Below are 17,662 nucleotides of genomic sequence, written 5' to 3'. Positions count from 1 at the left end.
TTGCTTAAATCCAAATAAGCCAACTTTCCAAAACTTGCTAAAAAGCTAAAATATTTCGTCGAACTCAGGTTAAGTTAAAGCAGTACAAAAATACTCGGAATGTACGAAACTTCTATAAGGAAAGATAATGAAAAAAACACTGACGGCGCTGACCTTAAGTCTTGGTTTAATCCTACCCTTTTCAACTTTCGCAAAGAACAATGTGGTCGTGGTAGCAACGGGCGGTACAATTGCCGGTGCTGGTGCAAGCTCGACCAACAGTGCAACCTATACTGCTGCCAAAGTACCGGTTGATGACCTACTTAACGCAGTTCCTCAAATTCAAAACTTAGCCAATGTAACGGGTGTACAAGCACTACAAGTTGCATCGGAAAGCATTACCGATAAAGAGCTTTTAGCCATTGCGCGAAAAGTGAATGAGTTGGTGAAAAAGCCAGAAGTTAATGGTGTGGTGATTACCCATGGGACTGATACCTTAGAAGAAACAGCTTATTTTCTAAGCTTAACTGTGCATACCGATAAACCGATTGTGGTAGTTGGCTCAATGCGTCCACCTTCAGCATTATCCGCTGATGGCCCTTTAAATTTGTATAGTGCAGTGGCTTTAGCCGCAGCAGATGATGCAAAAGGAAAAGGAGTTTTTGTGCTGATGAATGATGATATTTTTGCAGCTCGTGATGTCACCAAAACCATCAATATTCATACCAATGCATTCAGCAGTCAATGGGGTTCATTGGTTGAAGGCAAGCCTTATTTGTTTAGGAATGTTGCCAAGCGCTTTAACAATGCTTCTGAATTTAACATTGAAAATATTAAGGGCGATACTTTGCCTTTGGTTCAAATTGTCTATGGTTCAGGCAATATGTTACCTGATGCTTATACGGCTTATACGGCTTATGCAAAAGCAGGAGCAAAAGCCATTATCCATGCCGGAACGGGAAATGGTTCGGTGGCAAAGAATATTGTACCCACGCTCACTGAGTTACAAAAACAAGGCGTGCAAATTATCCGTTCGTCTCGTGTACCACAAGGTTTTGTGCTGAGAAATGCAGAACAACCGGATGATAAATACAATTGGGTGGTTGCGCATGATTTAAATCCACAAAAAGCCAAATTACTGGCCGCACTGGCGCTGACCAAAACCAAAGATGCCAAAGATGCCAAAGAAATGCAGCGTATTTTTTGGGAATATTAATTTATAGTTCATATAAAAAAAGCGTCCTTAGACGCTTTTTTTATACAGTTTAAAAGCAGATTTACCCTACTGACTGCCCTGCTATTTATCCTAAACTCCACTTTATTTTAAGCTTGCTATGTAAGGCTATAATTCTTTGAGCCACCTGAAGAAATTAATCTAAAAGATATAAAAAGACCTGCAAAAGGAAATCGCTTTATCGGGCTTAATGCTCAAACTTAATCAAGTCAAACTGCTTTATAAAAGCCTACAGTTGATTGTGCTAAGGCAGGCTTACCACGAATATGATCTGCTAGCTTTTCTGCCATCATAATGGTGGTGGCATTTAAATTACCCGTGACAATAAACGGCATAATGGAAGCATCAATCACACGTAAGTTTTGCAAGCCATGTACTCTGCCATATCCATCGACCACTGCTAAATCATCCTCACCCATTTTACAGCTACATGACGGATGAAAGGCTGTCTCGGCATGATTACGCACAAACTCATCTAGTTCAGCATCGCTTTGAATGTGCTTGCCCGGACTAATTTCCTCGCCACGATACGCATCTAAAGCCGGTTGATGCATAATTTTACGTGTGATTCGAATCGCATCACGAAACTCCTGCCAATCTTGTTCGTGGCTCATATAGTTAAACAAAATACTTGGATGCTGAAATGGATCTTTTGAGGTTAGTTTTACACGTCCACGTGACGGCGAACGCATCGAACCGACGTGCGCTTGAAAACCATGTTCGTGAATGGCATTACTGCCGTTGTAGTTAATGGCCACCGGTAAGAAGTGATATTGGATATTGGGCCAATCAAAGTCTGAAGATGAACGGATAAATCCACCGGCCTCAAACTGATTACTGGCACCGACACCTTTACCTAGAAACAGCCATTCAGCACCAATCTTAGCTTGATTTTGCCATTTTAAAGCTGGATAGAGACTAACGGGTTTCTTGCATTTAAATTGTAAATACATTTCCAAATGGTCTTGTAAGTTCTCGCCTACACCGGATAAATCATGCACCACCGGAATATCTAAGCTTTTTAAATGCTCCGGATTACCTACACCAGAACGCTGCAAAATTTGCGGTGAAGCAATGGCACCACCACACAGCAATACTTCTTTGTCTGCAAAGACCTGTAGCGGCTGAGCTGTATTTTGGCCCTGAAAATATTCAACGCCCACTGCCTGTTTAAGGCTAAATAAAATCTTATGGGTCATGGCATGCGTGATGATGGTTAAATTTGGACGCTGTTTGGCCAAATCCAAATAACCACGTGCAGTACTTGAACGGCGACCCTGTGGCGTAACGGTTCGATCCATGGGACCAAAACCCTCTTGTTGATAACCGTTTAAATCGTCAGTACGTGGATAACCGGCCTGTACACCCGCTTCAACCATTGCATGAAAGAGTTCATTATTGCCGGCTTTTGGCGTAGCAACGCTGACGGGGCCGGTATCACCATGGTAATCATTACCCCCGATATCACGCGTTTCAGCCTTTTTATAATAAGGTAAGCATGCGGCATAACTCCAATGTTCCAGTCCTTTTAGACTGGCCCAGCGTTCTAAATCCATAGCATTGCCACGGATATAACACATACCATTGATTAAAGAAGAACCGCCCAAACCTTTGCCGCGCCCACATTCCATACGGCGATTGTTCATATGTGGTTCAGGATCGGTCACATAAGCCCAATTATAACGACGACCTTGTAATGGAAATGCCAAAGCTGCGGGCATTTGAGTGCGAAAATCCAAGCGATAATCTGGCCCACCAGCTTCAAGCAATAATACGGTGTTGTTGGCATCCTCGGTTAATCGTGCTGCTAAAACATTGCCGGCCGAGCCTGCACCAATAATAATATAATCATAATTCATATACGGCTGCACTCCTTAAGCTGAAAACACAGATTGAAATGGGCTTAATTCCACTTGCACAGATTTAATCTGAGTATAGCTTTGTAAGGTGGCTAGCCCATTTTCACGCCCGACACCAGATTGTTTATAGCCACCCACTGGCATTTCAGCAGAAGATTCGCCCCACGTATTGATCCAACAAATACCGGCTTCAATTTGATGAATGAGTTGATGCGCGCGGGTTAAGTCTGGTGTGACCACACCTGCGGCCAAACCATAGCCTGTAGCATTGGCACGGCGAATCACTTCTTCTTCAGTGTCATAGCTTAAAATGCTCATTACTGGTCCAAAAATTTCTTCCTGTACAATAGTCATCATATCGGTACAGTCGGTAAAGACGGTGGGTTGTACAAAAGCGCCTTGAGCAAATTCAGCGCTTAATGCGCGATGGCCACCGGTTAACAGCGTTGCCCCTTGTTGTTTGCCTTGCTCAATAAACGCCAAGACCTTTTCCATATGGGCAAAACTAGACAGCGGACCAAAATTGGTTTTCGGATCTAACGGCTGTCCCATATAAATATAAGGAATTCGCTGTAAAATTTTCTGTTCAAAAGCTTGTTTTAACGCAGATGGAATAAACACGCGCGTGCCATTGGTACATACTTGGCCCGAACTGTAAAAATTTGCCATCATGGCAATATCTGCCGCCAAGTCTAAATTGGCATTGGCACAAATAATCAGGGGAGATTTACCGCCTAATTCGAGCGTAACGTCTTTCAGATTCGAGTCTGCTGCTTGCGCCATGACTTTTTTACCGGTACTTACGCCGCCGGTAAAAGATACTTTGGCAATATCGGGATGTGAGGTTAAATAGCATCCTACTTCTGCGCCCCCTGTCACCACGTTAAATACACCATCGGGCAGACCGGCTTCTGTATAGATCTCAGCCAATTTAAAGGCCGTTAAAGGGGTTATTTCACTGGCTTTAAACACCATAGCATTGCCTGCAGCCAGTGCCGGTGCCGATTTCCACAGTGCAATTTGAATGGGATAGTTCCATGCGCCAATCCCAGCCACTACGCCCAAAGGCTCACGGCGCGTATAGACAAAAGAGCTGCTTCTAAGTGGAATTTGCTGTCCTTCCAGCGCCGGTAAAATACCTGCGTAATATTCCAGTACATCTGCACCGGTGACAATATCCACCGTTGAGGTTTCACTAAAGGCTTTACCGCTGTCTAGACTTTCAATCATCGCCAGTTCATCATTACGCGTACGTAAAATGTCCACGGCTTTATTTAAAATACGTGAGCGCTGTATGGCTGTCAGATCCGCCCAATTTTTTTGTCCACGTTTAGCAGATTCAACGGCTTGATCGACTTCCGCTTGACCACAGCATTGTATGTCAGCCAATACTTCACCATTGGCAGGATTAATACTTTGAAATGTTTGCGAGGATGCTACATCTACAAACTGTCCGTGAATATAAGGACGCTGTGTATTAAATGGGTTCAATGTCTTTCTCCTCGAATTTTTATGGCATTTTGAGTTGCTGTTGAATATAAGCACTACAAATTTGAATCGGCACAGCAGCATCTAAGTCTGTGGTCATCAGTGAACCACGCAACCAAAAACCATCAATCAATGCAGCTAGACCTTGCGCGGCATACTCTGCCTGTTGACGATCTAAATGCTTTTCAAATTCATATTTAATATTTGAATGTAAACGATGATGATTGACCTGTTGCAAACGATGTAAGTCAGGTTGATGCAAACTGCTGGCCCAAAATGCCAACCATGTTTTCATGGCGGCTTTGTCAGTTTGCGAAGCGGAAAAGTTGGCACGCACAATGGCAATTAAGCGTTGTTCTGGCAGCTCACCGGCAGATTGCAAGGCAGCGGCAATGGATTCACCCAATTGCTGTAACAGATAGCGCATGGTGGCTTCAATCAGACCATGTTTACCGTCAAAGTAATGACTAATAATGCCGGTAGACACGCCTGCCCGTTTGGCAATTTGACTGATGGATGCATCAGCAAATCCCAGTTCATTTACCGCAGATAATGTGGCGTGGATAAGTTGCTGACGACGAATCGGTTGCATACCAACTTTAGGCATAAGATCGACCTGAATTACCTTTAAATAGGTTTAAGAACCAGATGAATAGTCATGTGGTGAGTAACATTTAAAAACGTTATTTTAATTGAACGTTCAATTAAAATAAATTATAGTCCTGTTAACTTCCCGATGTACAGCGCAGTTTGTTTTTCATTTGCAATTGTTTGTAATACGCTTAAAACCGTTCATGCTTTACCAAAACACCCTGCGCTGTAGATCTGAATACAATAAAACGATGGTCACAGATTTATGCAAAAGAACACTGAACAGACTCCAGACAGTCTGAACAAAGTTGTCTTTTATTTCTCGGCAACCCTAATCCTACTTTTTTCCTTAGTCACCATTTTATTCAATGAACAAGCGAATTTGGTCATTACCAATATTCTGAATTGGGTCAGCCGCACCTTTAGTTGGTATTACCTATTGGCAGCCACGCTATATTTGGTGTTTGTGCTGTTTATCGCCTGTTCACGCTACGGCACCATTAAATTGGGACCGAAACATTCTAAACCTGAATTTAGTTTGCTCAGTTGGTCTGCCATGCTGTTCTCTGCTGGGATTGGTATCGACCTGATGTTCTTCTCGGTTGCAGAACCTTTGTCGCACTATATGAATCCCCCTGTCGGTGAAGGTCAAACCTTTGAAGCTGCACGTCAAGCGATGGTGTGGACACTATTTCACTATGGTCTTACCGGTTGGGCCATGTATGCATTGGTCGGTGTGGCTTTGGGTTACTTTAGTTATCGTTATAACTTACCCTTAACCATTCGTTCCGCGCTCTATCCTATTTTTGGTAAGAAAATTAATGGCCCAATTGGCCACACGGTAGATACTGCCGCGGTCTTAGGCACAATTTTTGGTATTGCCACCACCTGTGGTATTGGGGTCGTGCAATTAAACTACGGCCTACATGTGCTGTTTGATTTACCAGAAAACCTGATTGTACAAACCGCTTTAATTACTGTTGCCGTGGTGATGACCATTATTTCAGTCACTTCTGGAGTCAATAAAGGCCTCAGAATTCTGTCTGAAGTAAATATTTACGTCTCGATTGGCTTGTTGCTGTTTATTTTATTGATGGGCAATACAGAATTTCTTTTGTCGGCATTAATTCAAAACTTTGGCGATTATATTAGTCAATTCCCCAAACTGTCCTTAACCAGTTTTCCATTTGAGCAGCCCAAAGCATGGATGAACAGTTGGACTCTATTCTTTTGGGCATGGTGGATTGCATGGTCCCCTTTTGTCGGGCTATTTTTGGCGCGAATCTCACGTGGTCGGACTATTCGTGAATTTGTTGCTGGTACTTTAATTATTCCACTCTTATTTACCATCACATGGTTGTCTATTTTTGGCAATAGCGCCTTACATAGCGTTATTTTTGAAGGCAATACCCAGCTTGCGGCCACTGTTTTAGAAAATCCAGCACACGGTTTTTATGATTTATTGGCACAATACCCCGGTTTTCCTTTTGTCGCGGGTGTGGCCAGTATTACCGGTCTACTGTTTTACGTGACTTCGGCAGATTCAGGGGCATTGGTGTTAGGCAATTTCACCACAAAATTTGGCAATATCGAACACGATTCACCACGTTGGCTGAGCGTATTCTGGGCCATTGCCATTGGTTTACTAACCCTTGCCATGCTGATGACCAACGGCGTGACCGCACTGCAAAATGCCACCATCATTATGGGGCTACCATTTAGCTTTGTAATTTTCTTTATTATGGCCGGCCTGTATAAATCGTTACGTTTAGAAGATTTCCGTCAAGCCAGTAGCCATACCAATGCCGCCCCTGTGGTGGGAAATGTCGATATTCTCAATTGGAAAAAACGTCTTAATCGGGTGATGTTACATCCCAGTTTTGCCCAAACCCAACAAATGCTTGAAGATGTGTGTAAGCCTGCCATACAGGCTGTGGCAACGGAATTGATCAGCAAAGGGGTAAACGTTGATGTGGTTGAAAAAGCCTTAGAGGATGAGCCTGATTTATATCATTTAGACCTGTCGATTCAATTTGGTGAAGAAGAGAACTTTGTTTATCAAATTTGGCCAATCCGCTATGACACGCCCAATTTTAGCTCACGCGGTAAGCGCGCTAAAAAATATTACTATCGCTTAGAGAGTTATTTATTTGAAGGCTCGCAAGGTAATGATTTGGTCGGTTATAGCAAAGAGCAAGTGATCAATGATATTTTGGATAAATACGAACGCCATATGATGTTCTTACATATTAATCGGATTAGTCCAGGTAAACGTCTGTTGTTCCCAGACCAGTGAAATGATTCATTTGATTTAATCAGCATCAATCGCTCCGTAATGAGCAATCATTACGGAGCTCGTCCTATAAGTTGTTCAAATCGAGACAACATCAGCTGAATATGCCTCTCTTCAGCTAAGCAGCGTATTTCTTCTTTGTTAGACAATGATTTATGTTTAAAGCATTCAGCGGGTGACGTATTTTTTTCTTACAATCGTATACATTTTTGCTACCGTGCCTATTTGAGGTGAATAGATTTATCCTAAAAAATAAAATCCACAAGGAATTGATTTAAATATGAAAAATATAAATACACCTTTCTTTTTACCAGCAATTTAGTATGTAATTTTTATTTAATTTATGTAGGGTTAATATAATTTTTTGCCATAAGTGGAAGATTGAGTGGTAATAATTAAACCAACGCCGTTGGTGAGAATTATAAAATGTATGGTAATAACGCCTATGCTTATACTCTAGCTCATTGTGACTATAGCCCTAGTGAATTATTGCAATATATTTTAAAAAACAAAAGCATACAGCAATCACTCTGTTTATTCCTTGATATTGATGGCACCTTGTCTGAATTTAATCGCGATCCTGCACAAAGCTTTATTCCATCCGACACCCTAAACACGCTACAGAAAATTCTGGATATCAATATACCTGTGATTGCTATTACAGGTCGCTCTGTTGCCGTTGCATCTGCTTTACTTCGCCCTTTGAATCTGCCCATTGCCGGCATCCATGGCTTAGAAATACGGCTCAATCCTCAACAAGAAATCCGTATAGCGCCAAACCATATAGATTTTTCTGTAGTGCAGCAGGATTTATATGCCGCTTGTTTGCCCTATCCAGAATTACGCATTGAAAATAAAACCCATGCCGTGGCTCTTCATTATCGCCAATGTCCGCAATTGGCCAGTATGGCCAAGCACATCAGTCAGCAGGTTCAAAGCTTACATCCAACACTTAAAATCAATGTCGGCAAATATGTGTATGAGTTATTGCCCCAAGGCGCGGACAAAGGACAAGCGATCCAAACTTTTTTGCAGCATTTGAAATTAGCACACGTTTTACCGATTTTTATCGGTGATGATCAAACGGATGAATCAGGTTTCATAACAATAAATCGCTATCACGGCATCAGTATAAAAGTGGGCACCGAAGCCACTGCGGCACGCTATCGATTGCAAGATGTGAGGCAAGTTGCTGAATTTTTACAGCTTCTAGCACAGCGTTTAACGACATCTTGCAAAGCGCAGCCCAAGCACCTTATGGAGAAAAAGAATGTCTAAATTAATTGTATTATCCAATCGTGTCAGTTTGCCGCACCCAGATCAAGCCACTGCCGGTGGCTTAGCCGTGGCGCTACAAGATGCTTTAAGCGATATTGGTGGTGTTTGGCTAGGTTGGAATGGCGAACAAGTTAAAAATTCGACGGCTGTTCATTTTAATGAAAGCAAACATAATGGTGTGCAATATATCACTTGCCCCCTGACCCAAGAACAATACCAAAAATACTATTCTGGCTTTGCCAATAATACCCTGTGGCCGGCCATGCACGATCGGGCTGATTTAATTCAATACAATTCAGAAGAATATGAAGTTTACCAACAAGTGAATCGTCTATTTGCTCAAAAACTCCAGCAAACGGCGCAGGCGGACGATATTATTTGGATTCATGATTATCATTTTCTAAGCGTGGCACATTATTGCCGTGAACTGGGTATGCAAAATAGGATTGGATTTTTCCTGCATATTCCTTTTGCCAGTTTAAAGCTGTGGAGGTTAATTCCACAAGCGCGTTTACTCATTCAAGATTTGAGTCAGTATGATGTGATTGGTCTACAAACCGAGCATGATCAACAACAATGTTTGCAGGTCGCTGCTCATTATTTAGGTTCGGCGATGAGCCAAAATAATATGCTGCAATACAAAAATCATCAGGTGATGGTTCAGTGCTATCCAATTGGAATCAATCCTCAGCTGATACAACACGCGGCAGAGCAAGAAAAATCCAATCATTATTTTGATTTTGCAAAAATGCGCCAGCAAAAAACCATTATTAGTGTTGATCGGATTGACTACTCAAAAGGTTTAATCGAGCGTTTTAATGCCTTGGCCGCTTTTTTAAAGCGTAATCCGGAATATCAACAGCATCTTACCGATTTACAAATTGCCTGTCCGTGTCGTATGGATATTGCGGCTTATCAAAACTTGTTTGAAGCTTTAAAAGCGAAAGTTCAAGAGATTAATCATGCCTTTTCACAAGATGATTGGTTGCCCATTCACTGTATTCATGAAACGGTATCACACGATAATTTAATGAATATTTATCGCCAGTCTGATATTTGCTGGGTCAATTCATTACGTGACGGTATGAATCTGGTGGCCAAAGAGTTTATTGCTGCACAAGATCCAACCGACCCCGGCGTGTTAATTTTATCTAAATATACTGGTGCAGCAGCGCAAATGTCGGAAGCCTTAATGGTCGATCCTCATGATCAAAGCAGTATGCTTAAAACACTGAAAAAGGCACTCGGGATGTCTAAGGCAGAACGTTTGGCGCGTTATCAGCATTTAATGAAAGGCTTAAAAAGTTTTGATATTAATGACTGGCGTAATGCTATTTTAAAAGACTTAAGCAATTGTAAAGACATGAACGTCTTTAGTTTGCCTGCGTCAAAACATTATCCCCGCGTGGCACGTTATTGAGTAAGAGAAAGTATGCAGATCATCTATTTAAAAAAACCGACACCTATACAGGCTGTCGGTTTTTTAATGATCAAACAAAAATGATCACTTAGAAAACTCAATGTGCCATTTTGACTTGGGTAAAATGATTTAACACAGCGATTAACAGCAATAAACTGGCAATAATTGCAAAGATAAATGTTAAGCCCATCATGTCACTGATGATGCCGACCAAAGCCGGTGCAAACAAACAGCCGCCGTAAGCGATGGTCGATACACAGGATAAAGCCGCTGCTTTGGGCATCACATTTTGACGACCGACTCGGGAAAACATGATGGGTACAATATTAGAGCAGCCAAAGCCCAATAAAGCATAACCGGCCAACACCATCATCCAAACGGGTGCAGCAACGATGCTAAACATCCCCAAAGCAGCACAGATGGCACTGTAAATAACAATATTTTTCTCACCAAGTTTTTTCTGTAAGAAATGACCGGAAAAACGCCCCAGTGTCATGGCAATGGCAAAAAAGGTATAAGCCAGCCCTGCAATCGCTGGTTTTACGCCGTAGTCATGGATTAAATAAATACCACTCCAATCCATGGCCGTACCTTCTGAGAAGAAGGCAATAAAACAGACCAAGCCAATCAATATAATCAGCGGGCTGGGTAATTTTTTCGCCTTCACTTTTGTTTCAATGGCAGGCTCGGTGCTACTTGAATGGATATCATCATCTTCAATTTTAGCTAAACTGTTTGGAACCGCAACAAAGCCAATCAGCACGAGTAAGAAGCAAATGGTTAGCGCACTGATTAACGGCGTTACCCCAATGGCCAACAAAGCCGTTACCGTCATGACCCCTGCCAAGCCGCCTAAGCTACACATACCATGAAACTGCGACATCATACTTTTAAGGCTATTTTTTTCGACCATCACCGCTTGTAAGTTAATCGCGACGCCCAGACTACCGGCGGCGGTGCCAAAAAAGAATAAGGCAATGCACATGATCAGTACACTACTGCTTGCAGCAAAAATAGGTAACACCATGATTAACAGTAAAAGTGCGACAGCAATAATCGGACGACAGCCCAGCTTTTTAATCAATAAGCCGGTGGTCGGCATCGCAATCATCGAGCCTAAACCGATACACAATAATAAAGTGCCAAAGTTAGCGTGATTAAGTTGCAGTCGTTGCTGAGCAAAAGGAATCAGTGGTGCCCAAGCGGCAGTACTTAAACCTAAACTAAAAAAACAAAGCAGCGTCGATAAACGCTGTGCAGCATGTGAGGTGGTTTGAACCAAAGCTGTGGTTTTGGGAGAAAACATAAGGGGGGTGCCGCCGCGGTAAACAAGTCTCAGATATTCCGTTCCAAAAGATTTTCCATAGAAAAACCCCTGCCGACTTATAGCGATTCTATAAAGATACAGGGGCATAATTTGGCGGAATTATACACAAAAAAAGCGTATCGTCTGGAACCTCTGTAACGATTCTAAAACTGTTTTGTAACTGGGAAGCAGCGCTATAAATATGACGGATTCGACGATATAACTAAGCCCTTAAAATAAAACATAATTCATTTTTTAAGCCTAAATAGCCAAATGATTGTAGGGTGATTATTGATTTTAAAATTACTTTAGACGTTTATGGCGGTGTTTCGAGTTGCTGTAAAAAATGTGCAAAACCTTCAGGTGCACGCGCATCTAAGCGGCTGCTGGTGGTGACACGAACCAAATTGCTCCAGACAATCTTTAAATTCAGCGCTTGCATCTGCTCAACCAAATTAACATCTTCATGACAAGATAACGCTTTAAAGCCGCCCGCTTGTAGATAGGCAGTTGCACTAAAACTTAAATTCGCACCATGAATATGCCTGTGATCCATACTATCCTGGTAATGATTGAGATACTGTTGCTGTGTCTGGGCAGAAAGCTGATGCCAATTGTCGATTTGTACCACGCCACAAATAGCATCTGTCGGTTGATGCTTTAACTGTTGTAATAGCCACTGTGGCTCCACACTAGAATCGGCATCGGTACAGCTAATCCACGTCGCGCCCAAATCAATCATGTGACGTACGCCTAAATCACGCGTTTTACCCACGCAGCTAAAATTGCACTCTATATACTCTGCACCAGCATCTTTAACGATTTTTAAAGAATCATCACTACAATTGTCCAGTACCACCAGCACACGTACTTCCCTGTCATGACTGCGGTGTAAAAGCTGAATAGACTGCTGTATTGCCTCTAAACATGCACGCAAATCATGCGCTTCATTATGAGCAGGAATGACAACGGCAATCATATTAATCCCTCTTGCATGGCTAAACTGGCGCTGTCTTTGCTCCAGATATCCAACACAAAATCTGCATCATTCAAGTGTAAATAATGGTGCAGTGCAAATTGCTGCTTTAATAAGCGATGCACGTTTTCCCCATTTAAACTAAATCCTTCAATGGTATAGCGCCAGTGACAACACAGCACAATGCCATTGGGCGCTAAAGCTGTGTGTACTTTTTCAATTAGCTTAAACAGCTGTTCGGGTGCTAAGTAATACATTATTTCACTGATCACAATCAGATCAAATGTTCCGGTTGGGAATTGCTCAGGAATACACTGTTGCATGACGGTGACATGCGCGCTATGTTGAAGCCGTGCTTGTGCCAATTGTACAGCCTTTAGATTGGCATCTAGACAGATCAAACGCTGCGCTCTTTGGGCTAAATACGCACTAAAAACCCCATTCGAGCAGCCAATTTCCAGTACATTTTCATACATCGGTTTTAACAGTAAGGCCATACAAATTTGACGTTTGCGCTGCTCATACCAACGCTGTTCATACTCCCAAGGATCATGACTGTTGTGATAGAGCGCATCAAAATAATCTGCTGAATCACTGCGCTGACTGACACTTGGTTGATCCTGTTGATCGACTAATTTATCCACAAAGATAGACCTCATAGGGCATAAGCATGCGCTGAATCGTCTGTTTGGAAAGTACCGGCGGCTGCGCCGTACTATGATCGACTTCTAACTGGCTTTTAAAACAGCCAATGGCTTTATGTTTATTGTGCAATTGCTGCGCGCTCAGGGGAAGTTTAAGCGTTTTATGCCATGGAATACGCTGATCGTTTGGACTTGCCCAATGCCAAGCCCAAATCAGTACCTGATAACAGATTAAATGTGTGTCATTGGCCAATTGCTGCACCACTTGTCCCGTGGCTTCATGATCAGGATGGCCATCTTGATCAAAGGTACAGACTAAAATATCATCCGGACTCAGCAGTGTGGTCAATGCTTGCTGAAGCTGATGTTTTTGCCGGCTGATTTCACCGTCCATAAAATTAAGCGCAATCCGTTTCACCCGATGCGATATGCCCAAAGTCTCTAAGGCCTGCTGTGTTTCGGCAGGTCGTATGGTATTGAGCTGTTCGGGGGTATACATTAGTGAATCTGGATGACTTTGCGTACCGTTACTCACCGCCACCAATATAATTTCTCGCTGCAAGTCCGCCAGCTGTTGTAATAATCCAGCGCAACCTAAAATCTCATCATCTGGATGCGGTGCAATGACCACGATACGCTTACCTACCGGAAATCGCATGCTGAGGTCTAAGGGTTTCAGTTGATGTAGCCCAGACCAATTGAGCCAATCCTGATGCGCGGTTCCTGCACCATCAATCAAACGATCTCCTACCCAGTGCTCGGTTACAACCTGCATACATCATCCCCTTGCAATGTGGTAATTTTGCCAATTTGTTCGAGATCAATAGCAGCATGACTTTGCCTTAAAAACACCGGTAAATCGGCCGCTAGCGCTGCAAAAATTTTATGTTCACAAAATGGCCGTGCGCCCAATGCTTTACCCACCTGCTGTAAGACCAACTGTGCAGTCTGCTCCACTTGGGCACGCAATATACGCACAATCAATTCATGAGACTGTAAAGGGTCGCGGTCTATTTGCGCGGCAACATGATGAAAATATTGTTGTGTGGTTTTTAGCGCGGTACTGACCTCACCCAAATACATCAGCCGATAGGTATCCGGTTTAGCTTGGCAGGCTTGATATAAAAAATGCGCCAAACGTGTCGCTGCGCCGTACCAACAGGCGGCCACTCCAGCCGCGCCATGCCAAAATCCGGCTCGCTCTAAATAGGCATTGGGCGTACCTACAACTTGCACAGAAGTTTCATCAAAATATACCGATGCTGTCGCGGTAGATTGCATCCCCACAGCCTGCCAAGCATCATGGTTGATGCTAATACTCGGCTGATGCATATCCACCATGAGTAGTTGTGCTTGCTGCTGCGTATCGCGATAGGTCAGCAGTGCATAATCGACCAGTGCTGCAGCGGAACACCAGTTTTTTTGTCCACTGCAACGTCCCTGTTGCAACTGTAGCGGAATAGCACTGCCTTCTGCGGCCCAGACCGCCCAAAGTCCATCCTCTGCGGCACTAGCCTTTAATTCTTGTAAAATACTTAATGCATCTAAGTGTGACTCAAACCATTTAGCCAAAGTTAAATCAGTTGCAGCTACACGGGCCAAAATTTGCCAGCGTTTCAGTGTTGCGCCTTGTGCAGGATGAGGTACAGCTGGACTGAGCATACGTAGTTGTTGAATGGTCTGCTGTAAATTTAGAGAAATATCACTTTCTGACTGCTCAAAATCAATTAGAATTTTATCTACATCCATGATAAATCTCTCATTATGATGATGTGATTTTTTAATTAAGTTTTGCTGCGTTTTATTCATTTAAGTTGCGAATACACATAAATATACCCTTGCAATGATTCCAGCGCTGCATAAAAGTCCGCCGTGTGATGAGCTTTTATGCAGCTAAATCAAAAACTTTCAACTTAACATTTCAGTTAGATTAAGCTGGAATGGCTTCTGCTGCTTTTTCTCTGGCCCAGATACGATGATGGCGAATCAAATCTTTAAACTGATCTTGTAGCTGTTCAAAATGATCACTAATTAATGTGCCGTCATCCTGTACCAGCTGTAGCGCCTCTAACAGGTTCTTTTTAGTGCCTAAAAACACGATCGGTTTTAAGTGTTTATACGCCTCTAAAATATAATGTTTGGTGACGCCATCTTGTTTGACCTCGGCATCGTTGTCACCATCGACCACAATCACCGCATCATAGGCAATAGAAGGCTCCGCCTTTTGCATACCGTTAGACGCTACTTTGCCGTGCTGATGATTGATCACCGGTGCAGGTGTAGGCGTTAAAATATGCGCCACGGCATGCTCTGCTTTGGCCCATTTTTGGATGGCATCAATGCTGGCTTGATTGACTTTATCATGCACCAATACTGCAATTTTTCTGGCTTTAATATCGCTAGGTACAAAAGCCTCAAAACTCAGTTTTGCCGATTTTGTCACGGATGAAGTGCGCATCGCTTGCTTACTGGCAGTGACCTCAATGCCTAAATTTTTACCCACTTGTTGCGCAAGGTCTAAATCAATATGGCTCAGGATCTCTTGCACTTCACGTTCGCGAATATGCAGACGCTGCACTTTGCTTAATTCAAAAGTATAGGCATCGACCACGTGCTTTTGCTCATGCGGCGCTAAGCTTTGATAATACAAACGTGCTTGTGAAAAATGATCGGAAAAGGAATCACTGCGCGCACGAATTTTTTTACCATCAATACGTTCCTGATAGCTTTCAAAGCCGCCGTCGTGAGCTGCCGGTGCGGTTTCTGTTGGCCAGTTCTGATCAATTGAGTTGGGTTGATACGACGCTTGACCCCGAGGAATTGACATTTGGTGCATGCCATCGCGTTGATTATTATGAAATGGACATACTGGTTTATTGATCGGAAGTTGATGGAAATTCGGACCACCTAAGCGGCTGAGTTGCGTGTCGGTATAGGAAAATAAACGCGCTTGCAGCAGTGGATCATTACTAAAGTCAATCCCCGGCACAATATGCGCCGGACAAAACGCGACTTGTTCAATTTCACTAAAGTAATTATCCACATTGCGATTGAGCACAAATTTACCAATCGGCGTGACCGGCACCAATTCCTCAGGAATAATTTTGGTCGGATCAAGCAAGTCGAAGTCGAATTTCATTTCATCTGCTTCTTCTACAATCTGAATCCCGAGTTCCCATTCAGGATAAAAGCCCTTTTCAATGGCTTCGTATAAGTCACGGCGATGAAAATCGGGGTCTTTACCTCCCAGTTTTTGTGCCTCATCCCACACCAGTTGCGTTAAGCCTTGTTTTGGCGTCCAGTGAAATTTCACAAAAATGCCTTTACCTTCAGCATTAATTAAACGGAAGGTATGTACGCCAAAGCCTTGTATTGAACGTAAGTTGCGTGGAATAGCTCGATCTGACATGGCCCACATCACGGCATGTGCGGTTTCTGGGACCAATGAGACGAAATCCCAAAAGGTATCGTGTGCGCTGGCTCCGGTCGGCATCTCATTGTGCGGCTCGGGCTTAACCGCATGCACAAAATCGGGAAATTTAATCCCATCTTGAATAAAGAAGACCGGCGCGTTATTACCGACCAAATCGTAATTGCCCTCTTGAGTGTAAAACTTGATCGCAAAACCGCGAATATCGCGTACGGTATCGGCTGAACCTCGGGGGCCCTGTACTGTCGAGATACGCACAAATATTGGCGTTTGAATATCAGGATTAGTCAAAAAACCGGCTTTGGTAAATTTTTCATTGCCTGCATAAGCCTGAAAGTAACCATGTGCCCCAACACCACGCGCATGCACAATACGCTCTGGAATACGCTCATGGTCAAAATGGGTAATTTTTTCTCTTAAAATAAAATCTTCAAGTAAGGTGGAGCCGCGTACTCCCGCTTTTAAACTATTTTGATTATCGGCAATTTTAACCCCTTGATTGGTGGTCAGTGCCTGCCCTGTAGCATCACTTCGATGGTCATCTAATTGTTTGCTTTTAACACTTTCATTCTGTTTGTCTAAAGCGTCAGTTCCGGCAACTTCGCTTTTATTGCTTTTATCGTGCATGTTTTACCTACCTCTTTAATGGATTAAAATCATTCAGTTATTGGGAGTGGATTTTTATGATTTAAAAAATATTTCTCTTTGAACGCCATAACATCATGCCCAGTCAGTTCTTGATAGATGTGTTTTTGAATCTAACTTCATACCTGTGAGTCAACATGGACTGAGGCTTTAAATGCTGTAGAAGCTGCCTCTGCACTTAGTTTTTGAACCATGGGTATAGAACAGAACCCTTTATTATTTACAGTAAAATCCATTTTTTAGTTTCCTATATCAGCTGTTTTATCTTTGAATTTTCGACGGTTTTTAATTCAACTGAGTAAAAAACCTTTACGACTGCTGGCATTTTTACTCTGTACAGGCATCATGATGTGCTAAACATAATTTACTAATATGTCTGATTAAAATGTGGCAATTGTTATAATTCGTTTAAATTATGTTTAATTAATCCAATTCTTAACATGCAAATATTTAAAAATAAAAAGATTTTTTAACTTATTTGTATTTATACTTGCATATGAGCTGATTAAATCTTCATGC

The 17,662-nt window shown here is 42.6% G+C and carries 13 protein-coding genes; 4 read left to right on the top strand and 9 right to left on the bottom strand.

The genetic code is table 11. The annotated features are described in order from the left end of the window. Positions 1-127: 127 nt before the first annotated feature. Entirely contained in the window at positions 128-1,195 is a 1,068-nt protein-coding gene (locus SE27_RS07850; protein WP_039622347.1) for an asparaginase, read from the top strand. Between the two features lie 227 nt (positions 1,196-1,422). On the opposite strand, the gene betA is transcribed toward SE27_RS07850, so the two are convergent. Genes betA through betI form a run of 3 tightly spaced genes read right to left on the bottom strand, consistent with a single transcriptional unit; the run spans position 1,423 to position 5,167 of the window. Further along, positions 1,423-3,072, bottom strand: a complete 1,650-nt coding sequence (betA, locus tag SE27_RS07845; protein WP_039622346.1) for a choline dehydrogenase — start codon at positions 3,070-3,072, stop codon at positions 1,423-1,425. A 15-nt stretch (positions 3,073-3,087) separates the two neighbouring features. Further along, positions 3,088-4,563 carry a betaine-aldehyde dehydrogenase gene (gene betB / locus SE27_RS07840; protein WP_039622344.1) on the bottom strand — a complete coding sequence of 492 codons (1,476 nt, stop codon included), beginning with the start codon at positions 4,561-4,563 and terminating at the stop codon, positions 3,088-3,090. A gap of 19 nt (positions 4,564-4,582) precedes the next feature. Then, a complete protein-coding gene (gene betI, locus SE27_RS07835; RefSeq protein WP_039622342.1) occupies positions 4,583-5,167 on the bottom strand; it encodes a transcriptional regulator BetI in 585 nt (194 codons plus the stop codon). 249 nt (positions 5,168-5,416) lie between these two features. Here betI and SE27_RS07830 point away from each other — a divergent pair, with 249 nt between their 5' ends. The 3 genes from SE27_RS07830 (at position 5,417) to SE27_RS07820 (ending at position 10,142) form a co-directional block, all read left to right on the top strand. Continuing rightward, positions 5,417-7,447 (top strand): choline transporter, encoded by a 2,031-nt coding sequence (locus SE27_RS07830; protein ID WP_039622340.1) that lies wholly within the window; start codon positions 5,417-5,419, stop codon positions 7,445-7,447. A 423-nt stretch (positions 7,448-7,870) separates the two neighbouring features. Continuing rightward, entirely contained in the window at positions 7,871-8,722 is an 852-nt protein-coding gene (gene otsB, locus SE27_RS07825; RefSeq protein ID WP_081406888.1) for a trehalose-phosphatase, read from the top strand. Then, positions 8,715-10,142, top strand: a complete 1,428-nt coding sequence (locus tag SE27_RS07820) for an alpha,alpha-trehalose-phosphate synthase (UDP-forming) (protein ID WP_052251716.1) — start codon at positions 8,715-8,717, stop codon at positions 10,140-10,142. Before otsB ends, SE27_RS07820 begins: the two co-directional genes overlap by 8 nt. A 97-nt stretch (positions 10,143-10,239) precedes the next feature. Here the strand turns inward: SE27_RS07820 and SE27_RS07815 are convergent, their stop codons facing one another. The 6 genes from SE27_RS07815 to katE all read right to left on the bottom strand — a co-directional run bounded on the left by SE27_RS07815 (position 10,240) and on the right by katE (position 17,125). Continuing rightward, positions 10,240-11,448 (bottom strand): MFS transporter, encoded by a 1,209-nt coding sequence (locus SE27_RS07815; RefSeq protein WP_039622338.1) that lies wholly within the window; start codon positions 11,446-11,448, stop codon positions 10,240-10,242. Positions 11,449-11,764: 316 nt separating this feature from the next. Next, positions 11,765-12,427: a glycosyltransferase gene (locus tag SE27_RS07810; RefSeq protein ID WP_039622335.1), complete on the bottom strand. Its 663-nt coding sequence runs from the start codon at positions 12,425-12,427 to the stop codon at positions 11,765-11,767. Then, a complete protein-coding gene (locus tag SE27_RS07805) occupies positions 12,424-13,068 on the bottom strand; it encodes a class I SAM-dependent methyltransferase (RefSeq protein ID WP_052251715.1) in 645 nt (214 codons plus the stop codon). Before SE27_RS07805 ends, SE27_RS07810 begins: the two co-directional genes overlap by 4 nt. Continuing rightward, positions 13,061-13,843 carry a PIG-L deacetylase family protein gene (locus tag SE27_RS07800; protein WP_039622332.1) on the bottom strand — a complete coding sequence of 261 codons (783 nt, stop codon included), beginning with the start codon at positions 13,841-13,843 and terminating at the stop codon, positions 13,061-13,063. Before SE27_RS07800 ends, SE27_RS07805 begins: the two co-directional genes overlap by 8 nt. Next, the gene (locus SE27_RS07795) at positions 13,831-14,817 is read right to left on the bottom strand and encodes an acyl-CoA dehydrogenase (protein WP_039623879.1); all 987 of its coding nucleotides are present in this window, start codon (positions 14,815-14,817) and stop codon (positions 13,831-13,833) included. Before SE27_RS07795 ends, SE27_RS07800 begins: the two co-directional genes overlap by 13 nt. Before the next feature lie 181 nt (positions 14,818-14,998). Further along, on the bottom strand, positions 14,999-17,125 hold the full coding sequence (gene katE, locus SE27_RS07790) for a catalase HPII (RefSeq protein ID WP_039622330.1): 2,127 nt from the start codon (positions 17,123-17,125) through the stop codon (positions 14,999-15,001). Positions 17,126-17,662: the final 537 nt, after the last annotated feature.

The organism is Acinetobacter harbinensis (genome assembly GCF_000816495.1).
Taxonomy (GTDB): domain Bacteria; phylum Pseudomonadota; class Gammaproteobacteria; order Pseudomonadales; family Moraxellaceae; genus Acinetobacter; species Acinetobacter harbinensis.
Note: the sequence above shows the minus strand (reverse complement) of the source record. Positions and strands in the feature narration are given on the sequence as shown.

Excerpts from the sequence above, each read along its gene's own strand:
- SE27_RS07850 (WP_039622347.1), top strand. The coding sequence starts at position 128 with ATGAAAAAAACACTGACGGCGCTGACCTTAAGTCTTGGTTTAATCCTA.
- betA (WP_039622346.1), bottom strand. The coding sequence starts at position 3,072 with ATGAATTATGATTATATTATTATTGGTGCAGGCTCGGCCGGCAATGTT.
- betI (WP_039622342.1), bottom strand. The coding sequence starts at position 5,167 with ATGCCTAAAGTTGGTATGCAACCGATTCGTCGTCAGCAACTTATCCAC.
- SE27_RS07830 (WP_039622340.1), top strand. The coding sequence starts at position 5,417 with ATGCAAAAGAACACTGAACAGACTCCAGACAGTCTGAACAAAGTTGTC.
- otsB (WP_081406888.1), top strand. The coding sequence starts at position 7,871 with ATGTATGGTAATAACGCCTATGCTTATACTCTAGCTCATTGTGACTAT.
- SE27_RS07820 (WP_052251716.1), top strand. The coding sequence starts at position 8,715 with ATGTCTAAATTAATTGTATTATCCAATCGTGTCAGTTTGCCGCACCCA.
- SE27_RS07815 (WP_039622338.1), bottom strand. The coding sequence starts at position 11,448 with ATGTTTTCTCCCAAAACCACAGCTTTGGTTCAAACCACCTCACATGCT.
- SE27_RS07810 (WP_039622335.1), bottom strand. The coding sequence starts at position 12,427 with ATGATTGCCGTTGTCATTCCTGCTCATAATGAAGCGCATGATTTGCGT.
- SE27_RS07800 (WP_039622332.1), bottom strand. The coding sequence starts at position 13,843 with ATGCAGGTTGTAACCGAGCACTGGGTAGGAGATCGTTTGATTGATGGT.
- SE27_RS07795 (WP_039623879.1), bottom strand. The coding sequence starts at position 14,817 with ATGGATGTAGATAAAATTCTAATTGATTTTGAGCAGTCAGAAAGTGAT.
- katE (WP_039622330.1), bottom strand. The coding sequence starts at position 17,125 with ATGCACGATAAAAGCAATAAAAGCGAAGTTGCCGGAACTGACGCTTTA.